23 protein-coding genes are annotated in these 24,949 nt (G+C 73.0%); 8 read left to right on the plus strand and 15 right to left on the minus strand.

Translation table 11 applies throughout. The features are described 5' to 3' along the window. Nucleotides 1-168: 168 nt before the first annotated feature. Nucleotides 169-1,614 (minus strand): glyceraldehyde-3-phosphate dehydrogenase, encoded by a 1,446-nt coding sequence (locus tag ACIQ6Y_RS00275; protein ID WP_404030627.1) that lies wholly within the window; start codon nucleotides 1,612-1,614, stop codon nucleotides 169-171. A gap of 140 nt (nucleotides 1,615-1,754) precedes the next feature. Between ACIQ6Y_RS00275 and ACIQ6Y_RS00280 the strand changes: the two genes are divergently transcribed. Further along, on the plus strand, nucleotides 1,755-2,861 hold the full coding sequence (locus ACIQ6Y_RS00280) for a CapA family protein (RefSeq protein WP_404030629.1): 1,107 nt from the start codon (nucleotides 1,755-1,757) through the stop codon (nucleotides 2,859-2,861). A gap of 3 nt (nucleotides 2,862-2,864) precedes the next feature. On the opposite strand, the gene ACIQ6Y_RS00285 is transcribed toward ACIQ6Y_RS00280, so the two are convergent. Genes ACIQ6Y_RS00285 through ACIQ6Y_RS00295 form a run of 3 tightly spaced genes read right to left on the minus strand, consistent with a single transcriptional unit; the run spans nucleotide 2,865 to nucleotide 5,562 of the window. Then, nucleotides 2,865-3,611 (minus strand): SDR family NAD(P)-dependent oxidoreductase, encoded by a 747-nt coding sequence (locus ACIQ6Y_RS00285; protein ID WP_404030632.1) that lies wholly within the window; start codon nucleotides 3,609-3,611, stop codon nucleotides 2,865-2,867. Next, on the minus strand, nucleotides 3,608-4,645 hold the full coding sequence (locus ACIQ6Y_RS00290; protein ID WP_404030635.1) for an alpha/beta fold hydrolase: 1,038 nt from the start codon (nucleotides 4,643-4,645) through the stop codon (nucleotides 3,608-3,610). The genes ACIQ6Y_RS00285 and ACIQ6Y_RS00290 overlap by 4 nt, the downstream gene beginning before the upstream one ends. Continuing rightward, entirely contained in the window at nucleotides 4,642-5,562 is a 921-nt protein-coding gene (locus tag ACIQ6Y_RS00295; RefSeq protein WP_404030637.1) for a zinc-binding dehydrogenase, read from the minus strand. The genes ACIQ6Y_RS00290 and ACIQ6Y_RS00295 overlap by 4 nt, the downstream gene beginning before the upstream one ends. A gap of 89 nt (nucleotides 5,563-5,651) precedes the next feature. On the opposite strand from ACIQ6Y_RS00295, the gene ACIQ6Y_RS00300 reads away from it, so the two are divergent. Both ACIQ6Y_RS00300 and ACIQ6Y_RS00305 read left to right on the plus strand, forming a co-directional pair. After that, entirely contained in the window at nucleotides 5,652-6,677 is a 1,026-nt protein-coding gene (locus tag ACIQ6Y_RS00300; RefSeq protein ID WP_404030640.1) for a LysR family transcriptional regulator, read from the plus strand. Beyond that, nucleotides 6,674-7,546 carry a trypsin-like serine protease gene (locus ACIQ6Y_RS00305; RefSeq protein WP_404030643.1) on the plus strand — a complete coding sequence of 291 codons (873 nt, stop codon included), beginning with the start codon at nucleotides 6,674-6,676 and terminating at the stop codon, nucleotides 7,544-7,546. Before ACIQ6Y_RS00300 ends, ACIQ6Y_RS00305 begins: the two co-directional genes overlap by 4 nt. Before the next feature lie 123 nt (nucleotides 7,547-7,669). Here ACIQ6Y_RS00305 and ACIQ6Y_RS00310 read toward each other — a convergent pair whose 3' ends face one another. From ACIQ6Y_RS00310 to ACIQ6Y_RS00325, 4 genes are all read right to left on the minus strand, one after another. Further along, nucleotides 7,670-8,248 (minus strand): phosphatase PAP2 family protein, encoded by a 579-nt coding sequence (locus tag ACIQ6Y_RS00310; RefSeq protein ID WP_404030646.1) that lies wholly within the window; start codon nucleotides 8,246-8,248, stop codon nucleotides 7,670-7,672. After that, entirely contained in the window at nucleotides 8,248-9,624 is a 1,377-nt protein-coding gene (locus ACIQ6Y_RS00315) for a diacylglycerol/lipid kinase family protein (protein ID WP_404030649.1), read from the minus strand. Before ACIQ6Y_RS00315 ends, ACIQ6Y_RS00310 begins: the two co-directional genes overlap by 1 nt. 240 nt (nucleotides 9,625-9,864) lie before the next feature. Beyond that, complete coding sequence (locus tag ACIQ6Y_RS00320) at nucleotides 9,865-11,373, minus strand: ricin-type beta-trefoil lectin domain protein (RefSeq protein WP_404030652.1); 1,509 nt, start codon at nucleotides 11,371-11,373, stop codon at nucleotides 9,865-9,867. Nucleotides 11,374-11,453: 80 nt separating this feature from the next. After that, complete coding sequence (locus tag ACIQ6Y_RS00325) at nucleotides 11,454-13,169, minus strand: hypothetical protein (protein WP_404030655.1); 1,716 nt, start codon at nucleotides 13,167-13,169, stop codon at nucleotides 11,454-11,456. Here ACIQ6Y_RS00325 and ACIQ6Y_RS00330 point away from each other — a divergent pair. Next, nucleotides 13,168-13,536 carry an SRPBCC domain-containing protein gene (locus ACIQ6Y_RS00330; RefSeq protein WP_404030658.1) on the plus strand — a complete coding sequence of 123 codons (369 nt, stop codon included), beginning with the start codon at nucleotides 13,168-13,170 and terminating at the stop codon, nucleotides 13,534-13,536. The genes ACIQ6Y_RS00325 and ACIQ6Y_RS00330 overlap by 2 nt on opposite strands. Before the next feature lie 2 nt (nucleotides 13,537-13,538). On the opposite strand, the gene ACIQ6Y_RS00335 is transcribed toward ACIQ6Y_RS00330, so the two are convergent. The 4 genes from ACIQ6Y_RS00335 to ACIQ6Y_RS00350 form a co-directional block, all read right to left on the minus strand. Beyond that, entirely contained in the window at nucleotides 13,539-14,108 is a 570-nt protein-coding gene (locus tag ACIQ6Y_RS00335) for a PadR family transcriptional regulator (RefSeq protein WP_404030661.1), read from the minus strand. Between the two features lie 55 nt (nucleotides 14,109-14,163). Then, nucleotides 14,164-14,640, minus strand: a complete 477-nt coding sequence (locus ACIQ6Y_RS00340) for a (2Fe-2S)-binding protein (protein ID WP_404030664.1) — start codon at nucleotides 14,638-14,640, stop codon at nucleotides 14,164-14,166. A gap of 8 nt (nucleotides 14,641-14,648) precedes the next feature. Then, nucleotides 14,649-16,979 (minus strand): molybdopterin cofactor-binding domain-containing protein, encoded by a 2,331-nt coding sequence (locus ACIQ6Y_RS00345; protein WP_404030666.1) that lies wholly within the window; start codon nucleotides 16,977-16,979, stop codon nucleotides 14,649-14,651. A gap of 203 nt (nucleotides 16,980-17,182) precedes the next feature. Next, nucleotides 17,183-17,695, minus strand: a complete 513-nt coding sequence (locus ACIQ6Y_RS00350; RefSeq protein ID WP_404030669.1) for a hypothetical protein — start codon at nucleotides 17,693-17,695, stop codon at nucleotides 17,183-17,185. Nucleotides 17,696-17,924: 229 nt separating this feature from the next. On the opposite strand from ACIQ6Y_RS00350, the gene ACIQ6Y_RS00355 reads away from it, so the two are divergent. Continuing rightward, nucleotides 17,925-18,377 (plus strand): YbhB/YbcL family Raf kinase inhibitor-like protein, encoded by a 453-nt coding sequence (locus ACIQ6Y_RS00355; protein WP_404030671.1) that lies wholly within the window; start codon nucleotides 17,925-17,927, stop codon nucleotides 18,375-18,377. 155 nt (nucleotides 18,378-18,532) lie between these two features. Continuing rightward, nucleotides 18,533-20,149: a right-handed parallel beta-helix repeat-containing protein gene (locus ACIQ6Y_RS00360; RefSeq protein ID WP_404030674.1), complete on the plus strand. Its 1,617-nt coding sequence runs from the start codon at nucleotides 18,533-18,535 to the stop codon at nucleotides 20,147-20,149. 9 nt (nucleotides 20,150-20,158) lie between these two features. On the opposite strand, the gene ACIQ6Y_RS00365 is transcribed toward ACIQ6Y_RS00360, so the two are convergent. The 3 genes from ACIQ6Y_RS00365 to ACIQ6Y_RS00375 all read right to left on the minus strand — a co-directional run bounded on the left by ACIQ6Y_RS00365 (nucleotide 20,159) and on the right by ACIQ6Y_RS00375 (nucleotide 23,490). After that, entirely contained in the window at nucleotides 20,159-21,592 is a 1,434-nt protein-coding gene (locus tag ACIQ6Y_RS00365; protein WP_404030676.1) for an FAD-dependent oxidoreductase, read from the minus strand. 44 nt (nucleotides 21,593-21,636) lie between these two features. Continuing rightward, nucleotides 21,637-22,839: a polysaccharide pyruvyl transferase family protein gene (locus tag ACIQ6Y_RS00370; protein WP_404030679.1), complete on the minus strand. Its 1,203-nt coding sequence runs from the start codon at nucleotides 22,837-22,839 to the stop codon at nucleotides 21,637-21,639. 168 nt (nucleotides 22,840-23,007) lie between these two features. Beyond that, nucleotides 23,008-23,490, minus strand: coding sequence for a hypothetical protein (locus ACIQ6Y_RS00375; protein WP_404030681.1), 483 nt, complete (start codon nucleotides 23,488-23,490; stop codon nucleotides 23,008-23,010). A 337-nt stretch (nucleotides 23,491-23,827) separates the two neighbouring features. On the opposite strand from ACIQ6Y_RS00375, the gene ACIQ6Y_RS00380 reads away from it, so the two are divergent. Beyond that, nucleotides 23,828-24,394: a hemerythrin domain-containing protein gene (locus tag ACIQ6Y_RS00380; protein ID WP_404030684.1), complete on the plus strand. Its 567-nt coding sequence runs from the start codon at nucleotides 23,828-23,830 to the stop codon at nucleotides 24,392-24,394. A gap of 246 nt (nucleotides 24,395-24,640) precedes the next feature. Continuing rightward, complete coding sequence (locus ACIQ6Y_RS00385; protein ID WP_404030687.1) at nucleotides 24,641-24,925, plus strand: hypothetical protein; 285 nt, start codon at nucleotides 24,641-24,643, stop codon at nucleotides 24,923-24,925. Nucleotides 24,926-24,949: the final 24 nt, after the last annotated feature.

Raw genomic sequence — 24,949 nt, forward strand, 5'->3', positions numbered from 1 at the left:
AGCGCCGGGCGCGTCCGGTGGGCCTACGAGGGTCACCCGCCCGGGGCACGCCGAGGCCCCCGCGGTCGTACGCGCACCGGATGCCCGGGGACTCCTGGAAACGCGCGGTGTCCCCGCCCGTCGTGGAGGACGAGCGGGGACACCGAGGTCACCGGGGGGCCGGACCGGTCAGGCCTGGGCCGCCGGGAAGGTCGGGTACTCGACGCCCGAGACGTGCTGGACGACGCGGACGACCTGGCAGGAGTAGCCGAACTCGTTGTCGTACCAGAGGTAGAGGATGGCGTTGTCGCCGTCGACCTTGGTGGCGCCCGCGTCGACGATCGACGCGTGACGGGAGCCCACGAAGTCCATGGAGACGGCGTCGGGGGCGGTGGTGAAGTCGATCTGACGCTTGAGCGGGGAGTGCAGCGAGACGTCGCGGAGGTAGTCGAGGACCTCCTCGCGGGTGGTCTCGCGGCCCAGGCGCAGGCTCAGGATGGCGATCGAGACGTCCGGGACGGGGACGCGGATCGAGCTGCCGGTGATCGGGGCCTTGAGGTCCGGCAGCGCCTTGGCCACGGCCGAGGCGGCACCGGTCTCGGTGATGACCATGTTGAGCGGCGCGCTGCGGCCCCGGCGGTCGGCCTTGTGGTAGTTGTCCAGCAGGTTCTGGTCGTTGGTGAACGAGTGGACGGTCTCCACGTGGCCGCGCAGCACGCCGTACTCGTCGTCCATGGCCTTCAGCGGCGGGACGATCGCGTTGGTGGTGCAGGAGGCGCAGGACAGAATGCGCTCGTCCGGCTTGACGGTGTCGTGGTTGACGCCGTGGACGATGTTCGGCACGTCGCCCTTGCCGGGGGCGGTCAGGACGACCTTGTCGATACCGGGGCGCAGGTGCTGCGAGAGGCCCTCGCGGTCACGCCACTTGCCGGTGTTGTCGATGAGGATGGCGTCCTTGATGCCGTACGCCGTGTAGTCGACATCGCTGGGGCTGTTGGCGTAGATCACACGGATCGCGTTGCCGTTGGCGAAGATCGTGCTGGACTCCTCGTCCACCGTGATCGTGCCCTGGAACTGGCCGTGGATCGAGTCGCGGCGCAGCAGCGAGGCACGCTTGACGAGATCCTGGCTGCCGCCGCCACGCACAACGATGGCCCGCAGGCGCAGGCCGTTGCCGGAACCGGCCTTCTCGATCAGCAGCCGGGCGACCAGGCGGCCGATGCGGCCGAAGCCGTACAGCACGACGTCACGGCCGTCACCGCGCTCGATCTTGTTGGCACCGGTGGCGCCCGCGACGGCCTCGGCGGTGAACTCGGCGATCGAGAGGCCGCGGTCGTCGGCCTTGTACTCGGCGGCGAGCATGCCGATGTCGATCTGGGAGGGGCCGAGGTCCAGGGCGGTCAGGGCCTGGAGGAAGGGCATCGTCTCGGTGACCGAGAGCTCCTCGCCGGCGATCTGGCGGGCGAAGCGGTGGGTCTTGAGGATGCTGACCACCGACTTGTTCACCAAGGAGCGGCTGTGCAGCAGGACGGTCACGTCCCGCTCACGGTGCAGCTTCCCGATGATCGGGATCATCGACTCCGCGATCTCCTCGCGGTTCTTCCAGTTGGTGAACGAGTCGTCGTTGACAGTCACAGTCTTCACTTTCGAGCTAGACGGCGCTCATATGCTAACCCGACTTGATTCCCACCCTTGAGGGGGCTGCCCGCGAGCCCGTTTCGCCCCGGTCTGTCTGTCCGGTTGCGTGCCGCGGCCCCCGGCAGGTGTCATGAGATATGGGCAGAGAGCCGGTCTCGCTGTTCCTCTGCGGAGACGTGATGCTCGGCCGCGGTGTGGACCAGGTCCTGCCGCATCCGCTCGATCCGGCCATCCCCGAGCAGTACGTCCGCGACGCACGCGACTACGTGGCCCTGGCCGAGGCGGTGCACGGCGCGGTGCCGCGGGGCGGCGGTTTCGGGTATCCGTGGGGCGAGGCGCTCGCGCTGCTGGACGCGGCGGCGCCGCATGCGCGGATCGTCAACCTGGAGACGGCCGTGACCGAGCACGACCGGTTCGCCCCGGGCAAGGCCGTGCACTACCGGATGCACCCGGCCAACCTTCCGGCCCTCGCCGTCGCCCGCCCCGATGTGTGCGTGCTGGCCAACAACCATGTCCTCGACTACGGCCGGCAGGGGCTCGCCGACACCCTGGACGCGCTCGCCGGGGCCGGGCTGCCTGCCGTGGGCGCGGGCGCCGACCTGCGGGAAGCGGGCGCGCCGGTGATCCTCAGGCCCCACCCCGGCGTACGGCTGGCCGTGTTCGGGCTCGCCACCGCCTCGAGCGGGGTCCCCCACGACTGGGCCGCGACCGCCCGGCGCAGCGGCGTCCACCAGGCAGGCGACACGGCGGTGCCCCGGCTGCTCGCGGCCGTCAAGGACCGCAAACGGGCCGGGGACCTCGTCGTGGTGTCGGTCCACATGGGCTCCAACTGGGGCTATTCACCCGCCCGTTCGGACCGCGAGCTGACCCACGCGCTGATCGACGCCGGAGCCGACCTCGTCCACGGGCACTCCTCGCACCATCCGCGCCCCCTGGAGGTGCACCGCGGCCGGCTGATCCTGCACGGCTGCGGCGACCTCGTCAACGACTACGAGGGCATCGGCGGCCAGGAGCAGTTCCGCGACGACCTCCGTCTGCTGTACTTCGCCGAACTCGACCCGGACGACGGCCACTTCCAGCGACTGCGCATGGTTCCCCTGCGCAGCCGCCGGCTGCGCCTGGAACGGGCCCCCGAGTACGACGTGCTGTGGCTGCACGGCGTCCTGGACCGGATCAGCAGGCCCTACGGCATCCGGGTCGACCACACGGACGACCCCGCACCCCTGGTCGCGCACCTCGGCTGAGCCTCAGGCCGGCACCGCGCCCACCAGGCCCCCGTCCACCACCAGGTCCTGCCCGTTGACGTACGAGGCGTCGGAGGAGGCGAGGAACGCCACGGCCGCCGCGACCTCCTCCGGGCGGCCGAAGCGGCCCGCGACGACCTGGCCGGTCAGCGCCTTCGCCTCCGCCGGGCTCAGGGCGTCGTACGGGTACATCGGGGTGTCGATGTAGCCGGGGCTGACGGAGTTGACCCGGATGCCGCGCGGGGCCAGGGCGGCGGCGAGGGTGCGGGCCAGGTTGTGCACGGCAGCCTTGGTCGCCGAGTACAGGGTGAGGACGCTGTTGCCCCGGTGGAGGGTCCAGGAGGCGTTGATGACGATCGAGCCTCCGTCCGCCAGGAGCGGCAGGGCCTTCTGGACGGTGAAGAACACGCCCTTGAAGTTGACGTCGACGCCCTGGTCGAAGTCCTGTTCCGTGATGGTCTCGAACGGCAGGAACGTGCCGGTGCCCGCGTTCGCGAAGAGGCTGTCCAGGCGGCCGTGCCGGTCGCGGACCGTCGCCATCAGCGCGTCCAGGGCCGCCGGGTCGGCGGCGTCGGCCACGACTCCCGAGGCCCGGTCCCCGAGCTGCCCGACCGCGGCGTCGACGCGTTCACGGGTGCGGCCGGTGACGACGACGTGGGCGCCCTCGGCGACGAGCCGGTGCGCGGTCGCCAGGCCCATGCCGCTGGTGCCGCCGGTGATCAGGACGGTCCTGCCGGTGAAGCGGTTCATGCCGAGGCCCCCTTCAGGGCGTGTGCGAGGTGGTCGGTGAGCTGGAGCAGCCAGTCGGACCGGGCGTTGCCGAGCAGGTGGTCGCCGTGCGGGACATACAGGTACGTGCCCTGAGGTGCCAGGCGGGCCAGTGCCTCGCCGTCGGTGACGCCGGGGATGACGTCCTGGCCGCCGTCCACGACCAGCAGCGGGACGGTGACACGGGGAGCCAGCTCGGCGAGGTCGACGTGAGCGGCGAACTCCCGGGCGGCATCGGCCCCACCGGTACGCCGGGCCATGATGTCCCGTACCGGCGGGGGCAGTTGGGCCCAGTCGAGACGGAAGGGGCCGCTTACGGTGGCGACGGCCGCCACGCGCGGCTCCAGGGCCGCGGTGCGGGCCGCGAAGTAGCCGCCGAGGCTGAGGCCGACAAGGCCGACACGGGTGACGCCGAGCGCGTCGACGACCCGGCCCACGACCTCCTCGTACGCCGGGGTGAGCGCCGAGCCGGCCGCGTGCACGCCCTGCCCGGGGCCGTCCAGCGCGAACACCGCCAGGCCCCTGGCCAGCAGCGCGGCGGCCAGGTCCAGGAACTCCTCCTTGGCCGAGTCCAGTCCGGGGACGACGACCACGACAGGGGCGTCCGCGGGGCCGCGCAGCCAGCCGGTGAAGCCCTCGCCGGACACCCGCCGCGCGCCGGGCTCCAGCAGCGTGAGCGCCCGGCCCAGCGCCGCGTCCGCCTCGACCGCGGCCCGGGGGGCCGTTACGTCGTGCGCGAGGGTGGCGAGGTGGAACCACCGGGCGGCCGTCAGCAGATGCTCCCCGGCGGATACGGCCGATCGCGCCTGCGCCGCGCGGTCGAGGTGGGCATGGCCGGTGCGCAGGAAGGACGGCCCCCAGTCGGCGACGGAGGCGAGGCCTTCGGTGACGCGCCGGTACTCGTGGGGGTCGACTCCCGCACCGGTGGCCCGGCTCCACTGCGCGGCGGCGAAACCCGCGGCCAGATCGGCTTCGGTGCCGGTGGCGAAGTCGGCTGCGGAATCGGCGGCGTTCATCGGGTGCCTCCCGTCGTCAGTACGGCCTTGCCGCGGATACGGCGCTCACGCAGGTCGACCAGCGTCTGCGCGGCGTCGGCCCAGTCGGACACCCGGCCGACCTCAGGGTGCAGCCGCTTCTGCTCCACGAGGCGTACCAGGGCGGCGAGTTCGGGACCGTACGGGGCGCCGGCGTAGTGGAAGTGCTGGATCGTCGCGCGTTCGGGTCCGCTCAGGAGGTCGAAGAAGTCCAGCGTGACCGGGGTGCGGCTCGCCTGGCCGAACCAGACGAGCAGGCCGCCGGGGCGCAGCTTCGACAGGGCCGCGGGGAGAGCAGAGCCTCCCGTGGACTCCAGGACGACATCGAACGGCCCTTGCGCCGCGGCCACTTCATGGATCACCTGGGCGCCCAGCTCGACGAGCCGCTCGCCACGCGCGGGAGTCGCCGTCACCGCGGTCACCTCGGCGCCGGACCCGACGGCCAGCTCGGTGACGTAGTGGCCGACCCCGCCCGAGGCGCCGGTCAGCAGCACCCGCCGGCCGGCCAGGTTTCCCGCGGTGCGCAGCAGGCGCAGGGCGGTGATGCCGGCCAGCGGCAGGGCGGCCGCGCGGACGCTGTCGACGCCGTCCGGGAGCACCGCCAGGGAGTCGGTGGGCACGCTCGCGTACTCGGCCCAGCCGCCCTGCGGCGGATGCCCGACCACACGGGTGCCGACGGCAGGACCTGAGCCGTCGGCAGCCGCCTGGACGATGAGCCCGGCGATGTCCTTGCCGGGCAGCAGCCCCGGCCGGGGGTGTTCGAGGAGGAACGTCTCGCCCCGGTTGGGCGCGAACGCCTCGACCTTGACCAGGACCTCATCGGGCTCCGGCAGGGGCTGGGGGACCTCGGCGAAGGCGACCGGACACTCCGCGTCCCCCGTGGGAATCAGTCTTCGCATGCCCCGCATGCAACTCCCCCGGCCGTGCCCTGATCCAACAACGCCCGGGCAAGATCGACAACTTGTGGTTGTCGCCTATGGTGAGTGCCATGGATCTGGACGTGGCGCAGGTGCGTGCCTTCGTGCGCGTCGCCGAGGAACTGCACTTCGGCCGGGCGGCCGGGACGCTCGGTATCACCCAGCAGGCGCTGTCCAAGCGGATCGCTCGGCTGGAGTCGCTGCTGGGCACCGCGTTGCTGCGGCGCGGCGGCACGGGGGTGTCCCTCACCGAGGCGGGGCGGCGGTTCCTCGCGCCGGCCCGGCGGACCCTGGCCGCCGCCGACGCCGCGGTCGCGGCGGTGACCGGGACGGACCGTCCTCTGCGGGTGGACGTCTGGGGGCATCTGTACGCGCCGCTGCGGACGTTGGCTCAAGTCGCCAGGGAGGCCGGGGAGTTGGTGCTGGGGCATGGCCGTGATCTGCCGTCGGTGACGGCGGCGCTTCTGCGCGGCGACATCGACGGCGCCTTCGGCCGGGTCCACCCTCCGCTGCCGGCCGGGCTCGCCCACCGGCTCGTACGCCTCGAACCTGTGGACGCCGTCCTGAGTGTGGAGCATCCCCTCGCTGCCGAACCGGCGCTGCGGCCGGAGCAGTTGAGCGACAGTACGCTGTGGGCGCCCGGTCCGCTGGACCGGCTGGACTTCCTGAGCCGGTTCGCCGAACGGTTCGGCATCCGCGACACGACCGCCGGCGTCAATCTGGGCCTCGCCCATTTCCTGCACGAAGTGGCCGCCGACCCGCGCCGGTTCGCGCTGCTGCCCGCCGACGTGCCCCTGCCGGACGTGCCCGGGCTGCGCTCGGTCCCGCTGGTCGAGCCGACGCCGCTGTACGCCTGGTCGCTGCTGTGGCGCGGCGACGGCGGGCACCCCGGCCTTGACGCGCTTCTCGCCGCCTGCGCCGCACAAGCGGGGCGCGGCAGGTGGCTGGAGTACGACCCGGCGCGCGACTGGCTGCCCGAACCGGCCGCGGCCGAGATCACGCCCACTCTTGTCGCCGCCGGTCCCAGGCGCTTCAATGCGTCTCACCTCCCACAGGAGAACGCCCGTCCCACCACCGTCCGAAGGGGTTCTTCTTGACCGCCCTCCGCGCCACCGCCGTCACCGCAGCGGCCTGCGCCACCGTGATCGCCACGGCGATGAACTCGTCCGCGATCAACTCGTACAACGCCACTCCCGCCCCCGAACGCACCGAGGTCGGCGCGCTCGTCGCCACCTGGGACAACGACGCCGATCCGGCGACCCCGGACCGGGTCGACTGGGTGTGCTCCGGCACGATGATCGACACCGACACGTTCCTGACCGCGGCGCACTGCACCACCGACTGGCCGGACAACGTCCGCTTCTACGTGTCGCTGGACCAGGACGTGCAGGCGGGTCTGGACGCCGCCGCGAAGGCCCACCCGGGCGACCCGGCCGCGCAGGCGAACGCCGTCGCCGTCCAGGGCACCGCCCACAGCCACCCCGACTACCCGGGCCCCGCCGCGGACACCCACGACATCTCGGTGATCGAACTGCCCGCCGCCAAGATGAAGTCCCGCTGGTCCTTCGCCCCGGCCACGCTGCCCACCGTCAACCAGCTCGGCGCGCTCGGCCCTCGCGGGCTGGACGCCACCGACTGGCTCGTCGCCGGATACGGCACCCAGGAGGCGGCCCGTGGCCCCGGCGGCCAGACCCACCCCGGCGGCGGCGTCCGCATGAAGGCGCCCGTGTCCTTCGACGCCCTGAACGACGCGTGGGTGCGCCTGGCCATGACCGCCCCGCAGGGCAACGGCGGCGCCTGCTACGGCGACTCCGGCGGCCCCAACTTCGCGACCATGAGCGGCAAGCGGGTGCTCGCGGCGACCACCATCACCGGTGACGGGCCGTGCTACGCCACCAACGTCGTGTACCGCCTGGACACCCCGGGTGCGCGCGCCTTCCTGGCGCCGTACGCGAAGCTGCCGTAAGCGCTCCCGCGCGGATGCGGCGTGGCTCCAGCGGGAAGCCCCCGTCGGGACGCCACCACGGGAAGCGCCCTCAGGGAAGCCCCGCCGGGAGCCCCCTTGGGGAAGCCCCGCCGTATCCGCGTGTCAGCCCGCCCTGCGGGCCGCCGTAGCGAGGACCACGGCGGCCGCGCCGGTGCCGAGGAGCGCCCCGGCGATCACATCGCCCGGGTAGTGGACCCCGGTGTGCACCCGGGAGTAGCCCACCGCGGCCGCCAGCATGCCGAGCGGCACGGTCGAGACCGGCAGCACCGGCCCGACCGCGGCGGCGAAGGCCACGGCGGACGCGGTGTGCCCGGAGGGGAAGGACGCCGACTCCGGCATGGGCACATGCCGTCCGGGGAACGGCGAGTCCTCGGCGCGGTGGGGCCGGCGCCTGCGCACCAGCTTCTTGCCGATCAGGTTGGCGCTCGCCGAGGCGACCCCGACCGCGGCGACCCCCAGCAGCGCGGCCCGGCGCGGCCGTCCGGGCACCAGGGCGAGCAGCGCGGCGGCCGTGAAGGACAGCTTGGAGTGGTCGGCTGCCGCGGACAGCCGGCGCAGCGCCCGGTCCAGCGCCGGCGTCTCGGTGATGGTGACCGCCTCGTACAGCGCCTGGTCCAGGGCGCCGAGATCACGGGCCAGACGGCGGTAGGGCAGACGGTCGTAGGGCGGTCGGTCGGACATCAGTCGGCTCCTGGAGCAGTGGTACGAGGGGTCAGGGCGAGTCGGAGGATGCGCCGCCAGTCCACCGGTGGCGTCACATAGGTGGCGCCCGGCCTGTGCAGCGGCACCCGGACCCGGAGTACCCGGGGCCGTACGGCGCACACGACCGGCACGGGCAGGGTGAGGGCCTCGCCGTCCACCGCCACGGGGATGCGGTCGGCGTCGGCGTGCACGGTCACCCGTGACGCGGTCAGCACGGAGATGGCGCCCGCCCGTTCACCGCGCAGCGCCAGCTCGGCGGCCTGGGCCGCGCTCTCCACCCGTACGGCGATCACGCCGAGCGCGCCACGGTCCAGGCGGGTCCTGCGGCCGCCGCCGAGCGGGTCGGCGCGGGCGTAGGGGTTGTTGCTGACCAGCAGGGCCTGCGGGTCGTCCAGGCGGGTGCCGCCCGCATAGGCGTGCAGGCGGGGGCCCGCCTCGCCCTGGAGCAGCTCCGGCAGGTGTTCCAGGGCGGTGGCGGTCTTGGCGTCGCGGTACTCGGGGTTCTGCACGATGTGGGCGTACGCCCCGAAGGACACGGTGTTGACGAAGGGCCGCCCGGCGACGTCGCCGAGGTCGACGCGCAGCTCGACGCCGTTGGTGAGGGCGTCGAGGCAGGTCGAGGGGTCGGTGCGGTCGAGGCCGAGGTCCATCGCGAAGTGGTTGCGGGTGCCTGCGGAGACGACGAGGAACGGCAGATCGTGCTCGGCGGCGACGGCCGCGACGATCGCCAGGGTGCCGTCGCCGCCCGCCGCGCCGAGCAGGTCGGCGCCCTGGGCTACGGCCTGCCGGGCAAGGGTCTCCGCGTCGGGCCCGGTGTCGGGGTCGCTGTCGGGATCGAGCAGCACGACGCGGGCGCCGCGGGCCTCGGCGCGTTCGACGAGCTGGAAGCGCTCGACCTTCCCGCCGCCCGAGCGCGGGTTCATGATCAGTACGGGGCGCCGGGCCCGTGCGACGCGGTGGGCGTGCATCCCGTACGGCTGCCGCAGCCGGCGCAGGCAGGCCCGGGCGGAGGCCAGCGCGGCCGCCCACAGGCTGATCACCCCTATGGCGACGACCCACAGGCCGGTGGCGGCGAACAGGGCCAGCACGGCGACCGGTGTGGCCAGCGCCAGCAGGGCGCCGACCAGGCGGGCCACGCCACGGTGGGCGAGGGCCCACCACACTCCGACGCCGGTGAGAGCGAGTCCGGCGAGCCCGGCGACGAGGAAGAGCCAGCCGCCGGAGCCGTAGGCCGAGACGAGGACCGCGACGGCGCCGGCCGCGCAGGCGACGGCGAGCCGTGCCCAGGTGCGGGCGCGGCCGTCGGCCCCACCGGTGCTGCCCGGGCCGGTCCCGGTGCCCGCCGCCGTCGCCATTCCACTCCCCGCCCTCGCGCCAGGGACCCGGGGCCCGCCGTCCGGATCGTGCCGGCGTCGCGGGGCCCGACAGGCCCTGCCCAAGTCCCGTCGCCGTTTTTCGTCGTCCGGCGACGATCTCATGATGGCGTGTCGAGGGCCATGGCGACACGGGAGGCCGCCCCCGGGTGCGGGGGCGGCCTCTTGCCGTACGGACGGGCGGACGGGCGGACGGGCGGACGGGCGGACGGGCGGACGGGGTCAGGCGAATCGCTGGCGGGCCGAGCCGTCGCAGGTCTGCAGCCGCAGCGGGTCCTTCGCCGCGCCCAGAGTCAGGCACAGTCCGGTCGCGGCGGCCGGGCGGATGGTCCCGGACTGGCGGACGAACTGCTGGTTGGTGCCGCCGTGGCAGTTCCAGAGGATCAGCGCACGGCCGGCGCTGTAGCCGTCGGGCACGTCGAGGCAGCGGTCGTGCGTGGACTCGATGTGCAGGGAGCGGCGCCCGCTGTCGTACCACCAGCCCTGGTTACGGCCGCCGTGGCAGTCCCAGCCGATGACGGCGGTGCCGTTGGCGCTGGCGCCCCCGCTCGCGTCGAGGCAGGTGCCGGTGGCCTCGTTCTTCAGCGGCTTGAAGGCGTCGTCCCAGGCGAGCGGGTAGAGCTGCGGGGTGCCGGTGCTCGCCGGGTCGGCGCAACCGGCCTCGGTGGCGCTGGAGTTGTAGAGCTGGGTGAGGCAGCTCGCGAAGGCCGCGTGGCCGCGCGCGTTGGGGTGGAAGGACTGGCGGGCGGTGTTCTCGTCCCAGGGGAAGTGGTCGCCGAGGTCGAGGTAGAGGCCGCGCGCCCAGGGGTCCTCCATGCAGACCTCGTGGCCGTGGAAGAGCCGGGAGTTGTCCAGGTAGACCGCGCCGGCGGTGCGGGCGGCCTGCCGGATGCCGCGCTCGAAGGCGGGCACCGCGTGGTCGCGGCCCCACTTGGCGTCCGAGTCGTAGCCCGCGCAGCCGCCGGGGAGCTTCCCGGGGAAGTCGGGGTTGTCGTACATGTCCGGGCCGATGGGGCTCGGGTAGCCCATCACGACCAGCTTGTAGTCGCCGTCGGCGTATCCGGCGTCGCGCATCACGGTGCGCAGGTCGCGGATGGTCTGCTCGACCTTGGGGCGCAGCCCGTCGACCCGGGCCTGCCAGCCGGGCGCGTACTTGGGTTCGCAGGCGCCCTGGCTGAGCACCCAGCGGGTCACGCAGTCGGTCATGACCGGCCCGAACTGGAGGTCGTCGTTGGCGCCCGCGACCAGCAGGACCATCTTGATCCGGGTGTTGCGGGCCTTGATGGCGAGGTTGTCGCTCTGGACGAGTTCGTCGGCGTACTGCTTGCCGCCGCCGATGCGGATGTTGCCGGTGTAGGCGCCCGAGCAGGAGACGTTGTAGGTGACGTCGGCCGGGATGCCGGTGCGGTGGATCGCGGAGTCCGGCGCGCGATGGCACCAGTTGTCCGGGCCGTTGGTGCCGGGTTCGTAGGTGCCGACGCCTTCGCCGGAGATCTCGCTGTCGCCCAGCGAGATCAGCGACGACTTGCGCTCGGCGAGCGGGCGTTCGGCCGCGTCGCCGTACAGGGCGGTCGCCTCGGCGGCGCGGATCCGCTCCAACTCGGCCGGGAGCGGGGCGGATGCGGCCGTGGCCGCGCCGGCGGTGGGGGCGGTCAGCCCCGCCAGCGCGGCCGCGGCCGCCGCGAGGAACACGGCGGCCGTACATCTGATCCTGGGTCTCGTGCGCTTCATTACGCCTCCCCGATGCAGGTGTCACCCAAGGTCGTACCGGCGAGTAGCTGCGTTGGGAAGACATTGAACGTGAGAAATGTTCACCTTTTACGATCGTGTGATCCGGCGGGTGATCCGGAGCAACACCCGTCCTCGGCCTCGGAATCGGGGCCTTTGGTGTCGAGCCGGCAGAAGCAGGACGCCTCGACGGGTACGTCCGCCAGGGCGGTGGCGAGCTTGAGCTGCTGGGCGACGACGCCGGCCTCCCCGAGCTTGCCGAGGCGGACCAGGCACTCGTGGAAGCCGTGCAACGCCCAGATGTTGCCCGGGTGCTGGCAGGCGCGCGGCAGGCTGTCGTCCAGCCCGAGGTCGGCCCGGTACACGGCCTCGGCCTCCACCACCCGGCCCTGCTCCAGCAGCAGCGCGCCGAGCGCGTGGCGGGTGGGCTGCATCCAGCCCCAGGGCTCGTCGTACGGCAGGCTGTCGTCCAGGGCGACGGACCGCTCCAGGGCCTCGAAGGCGGTGTCGAAGTCGCCCTTGCGGTAGGCGAGTTCACCGTCGAGCATCGCGGAGGCGATGGCGAGGATGTCGGCGCAGGTGTTGTTGAACAGCGTGCGCGACTCCGGCACACGGGCGACCGCGGCGCGCAACACCTCGCGCTCCGCCTCGGCCTCGGGGACACGGCCGGTGGCCGAGAGGGCGACCCCGCGGGCGTAGTGGAGCATCGCGGTGGTCACGCAGTACAGCGACGGGTCGGTGGGGAAGGGCAGTCGGAGGATGTCCTCCCACCGGCCGAAGCGGATCAGCACATGGACCCGCATGGCGAGGAAGCCCTCCAGCCAGTCGGCCATCGGTGGACTCTGCACCCGCAGCAGATCCTCCGGGATCGCGGCCTCCAACTGCGCCGCCGCGTCCAGGGCGACGCGGGACTGGCCGAGGAACATGGCGCCGTAGATTTTGAAGTGGTGGTTGTGGGCCCGGTAGAGGGTGTAGAAGTTCATCGCGCCGGAGCGGGCGAGGTACTTGTCGTCGGCGGCGATCGCGGCGGTGTTGTCCGCGACCACGCGCCGGTAGTCACCGCACAGGACGTCCAGGTGCGAGGGCATGTGCTGGAGGTGCCCGGCGTCCGGCACCAGACCGCGCAGCCGGTCGGCGACGGGCAGGGCCGTCTCGGGGGTCGGGGACATCTCCATCAGGTGGATGTAGAAGTGGAGCAGGCCCGGGTGGGCCGCGCCCGCGTCGGAGGCGAGCGCGCGGTCGAGGACCGCCTTGGCCTCCAACGTCCTTGCTCCGGTGGCCGGTTCACCGGTGCGCAGGTCCCACAACTGCCAGGGTGTGAGGTTCATCAGCGCGTCGGCGTACAGGGCGGTCACGTCCAGGTCGTCGGGCGCCAGTTCATGGACGTCGCGCATCCGGTCGGCGTACGGCGCGTTCCAGACCGAGCAGTCCTCGGCGGGGCGGTCCTGCGGATAGCGGGCGCGCAGGGCCTCGATCAGGGCGCGCTCGACCGGGGTCGCGCCGGGCGCCAGTTCGTGGGCGCGCTCGACGGCCGCGTGGGTGCGTTCGACGGTCCGCGTGAGCTCCTGGTCGTCGAAGAACTCCCAGGGTTTGTTGTAGTTGGGGCCGAGCGCGTAGGCGATGCCCCAGTGGGCCATGGCGCAGTCGGGGTCGGCCGCCACGGCGGCCTCGAAGCAGGAGACGGCCTCCTCGTGATGGAAGGAGTACGTCCACACCAGCCCTCGGTCGAACCAGCTCTGGGCGGCGGGCGAGGAGGTCGTGACGGGGCGGGTGTGGGTGCCGAGGTCGTAGTAATCCATGCGTTTCCCCTGGCTGTTCGGCCGCCCGGCCGGGGCGGACCGTGGTCGTGCGGCGCAGCCTAGCGGCGGGCGCCAGGAGGGACTCGCCCTCTGGCTCGGCGCGGGCGCGGCACTGCCCATCGAGCGGGGCGCCTCGTACCGGACGGCCGAGGGCATCGAGGGCGAGGTGCGCGGCTACCGCGCCGGAGAGCGCATCCGCGTCACCCGCGGGGCAACGACCGTGCAGGTCACCGTCTCCCCCGCGGCCGGCGGCACGAAGGCCGGCCTGCGCTTCCAGGAGGAGCATCTGAGCAGCGCCGAGGAGCGGGAGCGGCGGCGTGCCCACGGGAAGGGCGTTCTGGACGAGGTGGCCCGCCGCCTCGGCTGAGCTCAGGCCTCGCGCGCGGCCGCCCGGTCCGCCAGACGGCGCAGGGCGAGTTCACTCCATCGGAGGTTCTCCTGCTCGAAGGAGATGCCCCGCAGAAGGGTGAGGTACGGGCCGATGCGGTCGGCCTCCGCGAAGTACGCGTCCTCGGTGCGGCCCGCCAGCATCCGCTGCCGCAGCCGCTCGTAGCGGTCGAGCTTGGCGCGGGACCACTCCATCCGCTCGGCGACAGCCGCGCGCACCGCGTCGAGGTCGCCCACGTCCGCGCACTGCACCTTGACCATCAGCTCGTCCCGGATGGCCGTGGGCTTGGCCGGCGGCTGGGCCACATAGGCGCGTACGGCCTCGTGTCCCGCCTCGGTGAGGGAGAACAGCCGCTTGTTGGGGCGGCGCTGCTGCTCCACGACCCGGGCGGCGATCAGCCCGTCGCCCTCCATGCGCTCCAGCTCGCGGTAGAGCTGCTGCGGCGAGGCCGTCCAGAAGTTGGCGACCGAGGCGTCGAACTCCTTGGCGAGGTCGTAGCCGGACGCCTCGCCCCGGAGCAGGGCCGCCATGAGCGCGTGTCGCAGTGCCATGGCAGCCAAGCTAACACCGGCGTTGAGTAATCAAAGAAACGAGTAGAGAGACGGCTCAGTACTTCTCCGCGCCCGCCACGATCGCCTGCCGTATCCGGTGGTACGTCCCGCAGCGGCACACGTTGCGGATCTCGTCGAGGTCCGCCTCGGTGATCTCGCGGCCCTCCTCGCGGGCCTGGCGCACCTTGGCGACGGCCGTCATGATCTGCCCCGGCTGGCAGTAACCGCACTGCGCCACGTCGTACTCCAGCCAGGCCTCCTGCATCGGGTGCAGTTCGCGGCCGACCGTGGCGGGCAGGCCCTCGATGGTGGTGACCTCGTCGGTGGGGCGCAGCTGCCCCACCGGGACCGAGCAGGGGTTGAACGCCTTGCCGTTGATGTGGCTGGTGCAGGCCTGGCACACGCCGATCCCGCAGCCGTACTTGGGGCCGGTGACCCCGAGGACGTCCCGCAGGACCCACAGCAGCCGTACGTCGTCCTCGATGTCGACGGTGACCTCTTCGCCGTTGAGGATGAAGGTGTGTTCGGGCACGGGGACTCCTAGAAGGCGCGGTCGAGGCCGTCGGCCGGGGACGCGGGGATCGGCGGGACGGTGGGCTTCGGCTCGAAGCCGAGCGGTTCGGAGTGGTTGATCGGGAAGGTCCTCGGCATCCGTCCGGCGGCCCGGCCGTACGCGCAGGCCACCGCGGCCATCGCCCCGGCCACGGCCAGCTCGCCCGCGCCCCCGGGCTCGCCGGTGGTCGGGGGCATCACGACGATCTCCAGCTCGGGCGGGGTGTTCCACTGGCGGGTGTAGCGGTAGTTGTCCCAACTGCCTTCCAGGAAGTGCCCGTTGTCGAGGTGCAGGCTGGAGCTGAGGGTGATCGCGATGCCGTCCATGATGCCGCCCATCATCTGGGCCTGAAGGCCGCGCGGGTTGACCGCCAGGCCGACGTCGACGGCGCAGACGACCTTGGTGACGCGCGGGCCGGTGTACGCGTCGGGGATCTTCCGGCCGGTCGTCTCCGGGCGGCAGTCGATCTCGGCGAGGACCGCGACCCAGCCGTGGTACTCGGGGTGCAGCGCGATGCCCTGCGCGGTTCCGGCGGGCATCTCCCGCCCCCAGTCGCCGACTTCGGCGGCCTTGTCCAGGACGGCCCGGCCCCGGTCGTCCTTCAGGAACGCGCGCCGGAACCGGTAGGGGTCCTTGCCCATGCGCCGGGCCAGCTCGTCCACCACCAGCTCCTGGGCGCAGCGCACGTTCGGCGAGTAGATGTTGCGCATCGAGCCGGTGTTGAAGCCCTTGTCCGTCTCGGCGAGCAGCTGGGTGGTGACGCCGAAGTGGTAGGGGCTCTGCTGGGTCAGCGCGAAGATCGTCTCGGAGAAGGTGAGGTCGCCGACGGGCAGCCGGGCCGCCTCGGCGGTGATGATCTCACCCAGGCCGTGGCCGAAGTCGGTGGCGACGGAGGTGTGCCGCTGCTCGTAGGTGAGCACCTCGCCGAGCGCGTACGTGGCGCGCACCCGGGAGGTGGACATGGGGTGGACGCGGCCCTGGCGGAAGTCGTCGGTGCGGTGCCACATCAGCCGCACCGGCTTGCCCATCGCCTGCGACACCTCGGCGGCCTCGGCCGCGGCGTCGTGGAAGAGCTTGCGGCCGAAGGAGCCGCCGCCCTCGGTGACATGGACCTTGACGGCGCCGGGCGACAGACCGAGTTGCAGCGCAATCTGCTCCTGGGCCACTACCGGGGACTTCAGGCTGGCCCAGATCTCGGCGGAGTCCTCGGTCACGTCGGCGACGGCGCAGTTGGTCTCCAGCGCGCTGTTGCTGGCGAAGTGGAACGTGAACCGCTCGTCCACGGCCTTGGTCAGCAGGTCCAACGGCGGTACGACCAGCGGGAGTTCGGCCCGGCGCAGTTCGTCGAGGACGGTGGCGTCGGACTTGCCCTCGGCCGTGCCGGGCGCCCAGGTGACCTTCAGAGCGCGGACGGCGTCGATGCACTGACCGAAGGTGCGGCCGCGGACGGCGACGCCGGTGGAGACGGGGACGACGTCGGTGATGCCGGGCATGGCCCGCACCTCGGCCAGGTTCTCCACCGAGCGGACGGTGCCGTTGATCGTCGGCGGCCGGCAGATCATCGCCGGGAGCGCGCCGGGCACCTTCACGTCCATGGCGAACCGCTTGCGGCCGGTCACGGCGTCCAGCGCGTCGAGGCGGCGCCGCGGGGTGCCGATGACGGTGAAGTCGGCGGTGTCCTTGAGGGTCACCGGGACCTGAGCGGTCGTCAGGGACGCCGCCTTCGTCGCGAGTTCGCCGTACGTCAGGCTGCGGCCGGTGGCGGTGGACAGGATCGTGCCCGCCTTCGTCGTCAACGACTCGACGGTCTCACCCAGTTCGAGGGCGGCGGCCCTCAGGAGGCGGCCGCGGGCGAGGGCCGCGGCGACCCTGATCGGGGTGAAGGTGGAGATGGTGGTGTTGGAGCCGCCGGTGAGCTGGTTGAACAGCAGCTCGGGCCGGGCGTCGGCGAGGGTGACCTTGATGCGGTCCAGCGGGAGGTCCAGCTCCTCGGCGATGAGCATGGCGCTGGAGGTGGTGATGCCCTGGCCGACCTCGGCGCGCGGCAGGGCGAAGGAGGCCGTGCCGTCGGGGTCGAGCCGGATGGTGATCAGGCCGGCCGTCGGCAGGGTGGCGTGCGTGAGCATGTCGTTGAGGTCGTAGATCTCGGCGGGGCCCGGGACCGAGGGCACGGCCGCGGACGCCGACGCGCTCTCACTGAGGCTCGCCGCCACGGTCAGGGTGGAGGCGGCCACCACGTATCCGAGAAACCTGCGTCTGCCGATCCCCTCCGGCTCCGCCGCGGTGCCCTCACGCGGCGGGCGGCCGTGAGCTGCCATCGATGTCCTCCCCGGGGTCAGGATGCCCGTCGATCACGGCTCCCGACTGTGCCCGCCCGGGGCCCGCACCGGAAGACGTCCTCGAGTTCTCCTCGAAAGGTCCACAAGGACGTGTGGGCACGGTTTGTTGCACTGCGGGGGCGGATTCCGCTGGTCGGGAGGGTGGGTCGCTGCAACAAACGGTGCCCACACAGGCCCGCGGGTCAGGCGGTCAGGCCCAGGCGGTCCAGGAGGTCCGAGCGGTGGAGGGCGGCGACGGGGGCCAGCAGGTCGGGGTGGCGCAGCAGGGCCGCGGCCTGGTGGTCGCGGGTATCGGGGTCGGTCAGCCTCCGGAAGCCCAGCGGGGTCACGGGCGCGTACTCGGCCTTCGTCGCGGCGGCCACGCCCTGGGCGGCCAGCACGGGGTCGGTGAGCAGGCACGCCGCCCAGCTCACGACGACCTCGTCGACCCAGGTACGCCAGCCGGACCCGTCCTCGCCGGACTCGCCCGCGTCCGCCCCGGTGATCCAGTCCAGCCGCGCGGAGCCTCCGGGGCCGGCCAGGGAGACCAGCGCGGCGTCCATCGGCGTGGGATACCGCAGCCAAGCCGCCACGGTCACCGCCTGCCGGGCCTGCGCCTCGCACAGAGCGGCCGCCAGGGCACCCCCGCCGGGCGGGTAGGCGCACGCCAGCCAGCGGGTGGTCGCCGCGATGAGGGAGGAGAAGTCTGCGAGCACTACCGGGCCGTCCGCGTCGCTTCGGTCACTGGGATGCAGACCACGGTAGCCCGCGCCCTCACCTGCCGGACATGTCGGGAAGCCACCGCTTCCGTGTCCTCCGCCACATCGGGGGCGCGGTGGCGGAGGTTCTTCAGGGGAGCCGACTCATCCGGGGCGCCCCCCTCCCACAAGCCGCCCCACCCCCCCTCCCCCGAATGCCCAGCCGCCCCAGGGGTACCCCGGGATCATGACCGGCATCGAGCTCAAGAGCAGCGCTTTCGACGACCACGCCTACATCCCGCGCCGGTATGCGCTGGAGGGTGAGAACGTCTCTCCGCCGCTGGCCTGGTCCGGGGTGCCGGACGACGCCGCCGAGCTGGCCCTGGTGTGTGAGGACCCCGACGCGCCGTCGGGGACGTTCGTGCACTGGGTCTGCGTCGGCATCGACCCGCACAGCGACGGCGCGGGGAGCGGTGAGCACCCGCGTGGTGGGACCGACCTCATGAACGGCTACGGCCGACGCGGCTGGGGCGGCCCCCATCCGCCGCCCGGCGACGACGCCCATCGCTACTTCTTCCGCCTCTACGCGCTCAGGGAGCCGTGCGTGCTGCCCGACGAGCCCTCGGCGGAGCAGGTGCACCGGGCGCTGGAGGAGCGGGAGGTGGCCAGCGGCACGCTGGTGGGGCTGTACCACCGGTGAGACGGCCGGCCGGGCGTACCGCGGACCCGGCCCGGCCGTCGGCCCTTCCCCTGTCATGCCGCTGTCGCGCGCACGCGGCATCGGCCGGGTACCCGGGGCCGTATCGGCAAACCGTCGGCACCACGCGTGAGACGTAAGACGTGAGGAGCGCACCCATGGCCCTGCCCCTGACCGTCGACGCCCGCGAGCACGGTCTGTCCGGTGACGGCAGCACCGACGACGGCCCCGCTCTCCAGGACCTGGTGGACACGCTCGGCGCGGCCTGTGCCGCGGACGGGCGGCCGCGGGTGATCCAGGTGCCGGCGGGCCGGTTCGTGATCCGCGACCGCCCGGTCCTGTGGCGCAGCGGCGTGTCGCTGATCGGGGCGGGACGGGGGGCCACCTGCTTCGTGCTGTGCAACCCGGGCGCGCCCGGGCAGCCGGTGCCGCTGGCCTGGTTCACGGCCCAGGAGCACGGGGCGGGCCCGGACAACGCCCTCACGGACCTCACCTTCGCCCACTTCGAGGTGGACGGCGCACGGGTGCACACCGAGCGGTACGACCCGCTGGCCAAGGGCCTCGGCCTGCAGTACGTACGCCGAGGCCGGTTCAGTGACCTGTACATCCACGACACGGCGGCGACCGGCTTCGGCTGCGACTTCCTGCAGGACACGGTCGTGGAGGCGGTGCTGGCCGAGCGGTGCGGGCGGCAGGACCCGGGCGAGTGCATGGGCGGGGCGGGCATCGGGATCGGCATCGGCGGCTGGGGCGCGGTCGAGCGGCTGACGGTGACCGCGTGCACGGCGATCGGCAACGGCACCAACGGCATCTTCGTGGAGCTCCAGCAGGAGAACTGGCCGCCGCCGCGCGGCATCCGGATCACCGCCTGTCACACCGAGGACAACCGCTACGGCATCTCCGACTGGGGTGGCGACGGCCTGCTGGTCACCTCGTGCACGATGCTCGGCAACCATCTGGCGGGCTTCGACGTGTCCTCGCAGGGCACGGCCGGCGTGGGCGGCCGGGGCGGCATCGTCACCGGATGTGTGATCGACGGGAATCTGCGCGACGGTCTCGCGATCGGCAACACGCCGGGCCCGTACGCGGTGCGCGGCAACCGGATCAGCGCCAACGGCCGGTACGGCTACTGGCAGCACAACCTGGAGGGCGGCGACCAGGAGCCGGCCGCGGACGTGGTGCTGGAGGCCAACGACATCCGCGACAACGCCCTGGACGGCGTACGGATCGGCGCGGATCTGCGGGAGGCGGCGATCGCGGGCAACCGGCTGCGCAACAACGGCCGCCGGGCGGCGCCGGCCACGGCCGGCGACGGGGACGGCGTCCGCTACGGCCCGCTCTCGATCACGGACGAGCACGCCGACTGGCGTCCGGACGGGCACCGCGGCAAGCGGGTGCAGGTCGGCTCGCAGAGCGCGCTGGTGTCGTACAACACCGAGCGGCGGCTCGCGCTCGCCCCGATGCGGCCGGGCGCGGACACCGCCTGGGGCGAGGGCACCCCCGCGCCCGGCACCGCCTACCGGCTGCCCGGTCCCCCGGAGCCCCGGGCCGGGCTCACCGTGGCCGCGCATGTGTCGGGACTCCAGCTGTACGACAACCGGATGTGGGACGACCAGCACGCCAAGACACAGACGCACGGCGTACGCATCACCCCGGAGGGCACCTGGGTCGGCGGCCGTGTCCACGGCAACGACCTGCGCGGCAACGCCTCGGGCGACACGCTGCTGGAGTCGCCGCCCCGCGAGGTGGACTGGCCGGACGACGAGGGCCGCTGAGGTCGGACCTCAGACCACGGCCGCGTCCTGTACCCGCGCCCCCTGCCGCCGCAGCTCCTGCTGCACCATCGGGTGGGGCACCTCGCGCGGCAGCTTCCCCGAGCGCACGGCGAGTGCGGCGCAGGCGCCCGCCGCCTGGCCGGTGGCCATCGCGATGGGCATCACCCGGTAGGAGGAGTGCGCCACGTGGGAGCCGGAGATGCAGCGCCCGGCGACCAGCAGCCGGTCGACCCCCCGCGGCAGCAGACAGCGCAGCGGGATGTCGTAGAACCGTCCGCGCGGGACGCGTTTGAGGACGGTCCCAGAGCCGCGCGGGTTGTGGATGTCGACCGGGTAGGCGCCGTGCGCGATGACGTCGGGGAAGGAGCAGGCGCCGAGGATGTCATGGCCGGTGAGGTGGTAGTCGCCGAGGATGCGGCGGGTCTCGCGGACCCCGATCTGGGTGCCGCTCTGCACGGTGTACGCCTCCTCGAAGCCGGGGACGCGGGTGCGCAGGAAGCGGTCGATCTGCTCCAGCTGGCGGCGGGCGACGACCTCGGCGCGGGTGAGGTCCCACACGTCGATGCCGAGGGCCTTGGTGACGCGGGTGCTGTTGACGCTGAGCTCGCGCGGGTGCGGGGTGCCGAAGAAGAGGATGTCCTCACGGGACAGGCGCAGGTCGCCCTCCGCGGTGGCCTGCTCGACCAGGTCCCACAGGCCGTGCACCCCGCGCCACTGGTCGGGGTTGTCGTGCACGTACGCGGCGAATCCCTCCGGTTGGAAGTCGGCCATGCGGAACATCAGCGTCATCGGCTGCACCCGCCCGTCCTCGGGCCTGCCGACCTCGTACGGCGCTCCGGCGGCGACCGCGACGTCGCCGTCCCCGGTGCCGTCGACGACGACGTCCGCGTCGATCACCACAGGGCCGGACTTGGTCTCGAAGACGACCCGCCAGCCGTCGTCCAGGGGCAGCGCGGAGGAGGCGAAGGCGTGCAGCAGCAGCCGTACGCCCGCCTCGTCGAGCAGGTCGAGGAGGACGAGCTTGAAGATCTCGGGGTCGAAGGGGACGGTGTAGCCGGTGTCCAGGGAGGGCGGGATGCAGCCGCCGCGCGCGTCGAGCCGTTCCAGCAGCTGCCACAGGAAGCCCGCGACGACGGGTTCGCCCTCGCCGTGGTCGGACGGCAGCAGCCGGTTGTCGCCCCCGGACTCGTCGAAGACGGCCTGTTTCTGTTCGTTGTGGAAGGACATCAGCGGCATCACCAGGGCGGCGGTGGCGTTGCCGCCGAGGAAGCCGTAGCGCTCGACCAGGACGACGTCGGCGCCCGCGTCGGCGGCCGCGTGCGCCGCGGCCGTGCCGGCCGGTCCGCCGCCCACGACGAGGACGTCGGTACGGCCCCCGTGGCGGGCCGCGCGGGGCGGCAGGGTGACCGTCCGGGTCTCGCGGGGTGGTTCGAGGATCGGCATGGGTCTTTTCCCGTCCACTCGGTTGGGGGTGCGCGGGCTGTGGTTCAGACTCCTTCGATGTGCTCGTGCCGGATCCGCCCGGGGGTCGCGGCGGCGGCGTCGACCCGGTCCAGCAGGGCCCCGCAGCGCAGGCAGGTCTCTCCGGCCAGCTCGCGCAGCCGCCGCATCCGCACCTCCAGCACCTCCCGGCGCTCCGGGAACTCGTCCCACAGCCGGTCCACCTCGGCGAGCATCAGCCCGGCCTGCTCGCGGGCCACGCCGACCAGCGCCGGCGCCCCCATACGGCGGGCGAAGTCGAACACCTTGCCGGAGTACGGCAGCGGCAGCACCGGCAGCCCGGACAGCGCGGCGAACATCACGAAGTGCAGCCGCATGCCGACGACGAGGTCCAGGTGGTTCATGAAGCCGAGGATCTCGCCGGGGCTGTAGGTGTTGTGCAGGATGCGGCCGCGGTCCGGGGCGCTCATCCGCGACAGCACGGCGTGGGCGTGGTGGACGTCCTGGCGTTCCATGGGCACGAACACCACATGGGCGTCCATGCGGCGGGTGAGGAAGTCGGCGACGTCGGCGAGCAGGGCGTGGTAGTCGCCCTCGTCGAGCTTCTCCGCCGCGCGGCCGGGCTCGCGCACGGACATCCCCACCAGCCGGGTGTCGGTCGGCAGGCCCTCCTGGCGCATCATCTGCTCGGTGAAGGGCTCGCGGGGCAGCAGCAGGGCGGGGTCGGCGGTGACGGTGATCTCGCGTTCGACGCCGACCTCCTCCAGGACCAGGTGGCTCTCCTCGTCGCGGACCACCACCTCGTCCATGGCGGACAGCACCGTGCGCACCGCCTCCCGGTCGGCGGGCTCGCTGAGGGGGCCGGCGCCGACGGCGTAGGCGAAGGTGGGCACGCCCCGGTCCTGGGCGGCCTTGACCAGGCGCAGATAGCGCCGGGCCTCACCGTCGTACAGGAATCCGCCGCCGCCGACGACCAGCAGGTCGAGGCTCTGCAGGGCGTCGAGGACGGGCTTTTGCGGTACGCCCTCCCAGTGGACCACCTCGTCGGCGTCGGGCCGGTGGGTGCGGGTGTGCTCGGCGTCGCGGCTGAAGACCACGAGCCGGGCGTCGGGCCGGTGGGAGCGCAGGCAGCTGAGCACACACAGCAGGATCGCCTCGTCGCCGATGTTGAAGCCGCCGAACGAGCCGAGCACGCCGATCCTCGGCGCGGTCGATGTGGCGGGGGGCACGCGGCTCTGGGTGAGGGCCATCCGGGACTCCTGTTCCGAGCGGGGACGGGACTTCCGGCGCGCTTCGTGGGGCCGGGGGGGCTCGGGCCCGAGTTGCCCGAAGCCGTCGTGGGAAACCGACGGGGTCCGGGCCCTGGGGCGCGGCCCGGATGTGCTGTTCCGGGCGGCCTGCCCGGTCCGGGCGTGGCCCTAGTCGCGGGTGAGCAGCTGTGGGGACAGCTCCTTAAGCAGCGTGCGCGTCCATTGGATCTGGCGCAAGGTGCGGGGGCGGCAGGTGATCACCAGCTCCAGCAGACGCTCGTCGCGGGCGGCCTGCGCGGCCTGCGCGAGCATCTCCCAGTGCAGGGAGGTGCGGGTGGCGGCCAGGTGCAGTTCCAGCAGGTCGTCGAGGAGACCGGGGCCGGGCTCCGCGCGGCGGGTGCGGGCGGCCGTGTCGCGCACGAGACGGCGTACGGGCTTGCCGTCGACCAGGGGGACGGGCAGGTCCAGGCCGTAGAGCCGGCCGGTGCGGGCGAGCCGGGCCCGGTGGTCGTGGGACCAGCGGGCCAGGTCGATGGCGGCGTGGTGGATCTCGTGGTCGCCGCGGTGGCGTTCGGCCGTGGCCGCCAGTTGTCTCTCCAGGGCCTGCTCACCGTCGTACAGGGCCCGCAGCGTGTGCGCGACACCGTTCATGGACTGCCGTTCCTTCCGTGCGTGCGGCAGCACCGGCTCGCGCGCTCTCGCGGCGGGCGGTGCGGGTGACGCGTGCCGCACGGCCGGCGGGCGTGGGCCGACCGCCGACGCGTGCACGATCACCCACCGGGCCCGGCCGCCGGGAAAACACCTGTTCGAGAACGTCCTGCGGAGGCCGGCCGGCTGTCCCGGCGAGTACCCCGCTCGTCGGCGGCGTCACGCTGCACCGGCCGGGCGCTACTCAGCGCAGGGGCCGTGTAGCGCGCCGGGCCCGGGGCACTCGGGCGCCGGCGGGATCCGTCCGGAACCCGTCGTGCTCACGCTGGAGGTGAAGGACATGGGTCACGGTGGGAACGTCATCGACGAGCTGATGACCGATCACCGGGAGGTCGAGGACCTGTTCGCCCGGATCTCGGCGCTGCCGTCAGGTGACAGGAACCAGCGCAAGATGTACGCCGATCAGGTCACGATGGAGCTGGTGCGGCACTCCGTGGCCGAGGAGGCCTACCTCTACCCTGCCGTGCGCGAGCACATCGCGAACGGTGACGCGATGGCCGACCGCGAGCTGGAGGACCACGCCAAGGCCGAGCGGATCATGAAGGACCTGGAGGGCTGCAAGGCGGACGACCCGGAGTTCGACCGGCTGATGGGCGACCTGATGACCGAGATCCGTGCCCATGTGGCGGACGAGGAGGAGAACCTCTTCCCCATGCTGCGCACGGCGTGCCCGCCCGAGATGCTGGACGACCTCGGCGACAAGGTCCGCATGGCGAAGAAGACCGCGCCGACCCGCCCGCACCCCTCGGCCCCCGACAAGCCGCCGGCGAACAAGCTGCTGGCCCCCGGCATGGGTCTGGTCGACCGGATGCGCGACGCGCTGACGGGCCGCGGCAAGCCGGACTGACCACCCTGATCAACGGATCCGAGGGGCGTCGGCGCGGGGTGGCCGGCGCCCCTCCCGCTGCCCGAAAAACCCCACGCTCTTCTGCCACAAATGGCCCCGCGTCAGGAATGGCCCGGCCCCCCTCGGCGTTGTGCGGACCGCGAGGCCACGACCGGGTACGAACCAGGTCCGGCCCGCACTCCCCCGACCCGGCGGATGCCGGCGGGGGGCCTCCAACGGCGTTGCAGAAGAAGGGGCGTGGAACGGATGGCGGCGACAGGTCGGGACGTGTCCGGTACGGCCGGAACCACCGAGCTGGTGACCAAGTGCGGTCGCCGGATCGTGGTGAAGTGCCTCAAGCTGGTGCCTGAGGAGCGGCCGATCAGCCGCGTCACGCTGGACGTGGGCGGCCACCGGGACGGCGGACCGGGCATCTGGGCGTCGCTCACCGCGACGGAGGCCCGTGAACTGGCCCGTCAGCTGCTGGACCGCGCGGACATCGCCGAACACGCCGCAGGACCCGTCCCGGGCACGGCACCGGCGCCGGCCTGACGCCCGCCGTCAGGTCCCAGCCTC

It is taken from the genome of Streptomyces sp. NPDC096205 (genome assembly GCF_044763135.1).
In the GTDB taxonomy this organism is placed as follows: domain Bacteria; phylum Actinomycetota; class Actinomycetes; order Streptomycetales; family Streptomycetaceae; genus Streptomyces.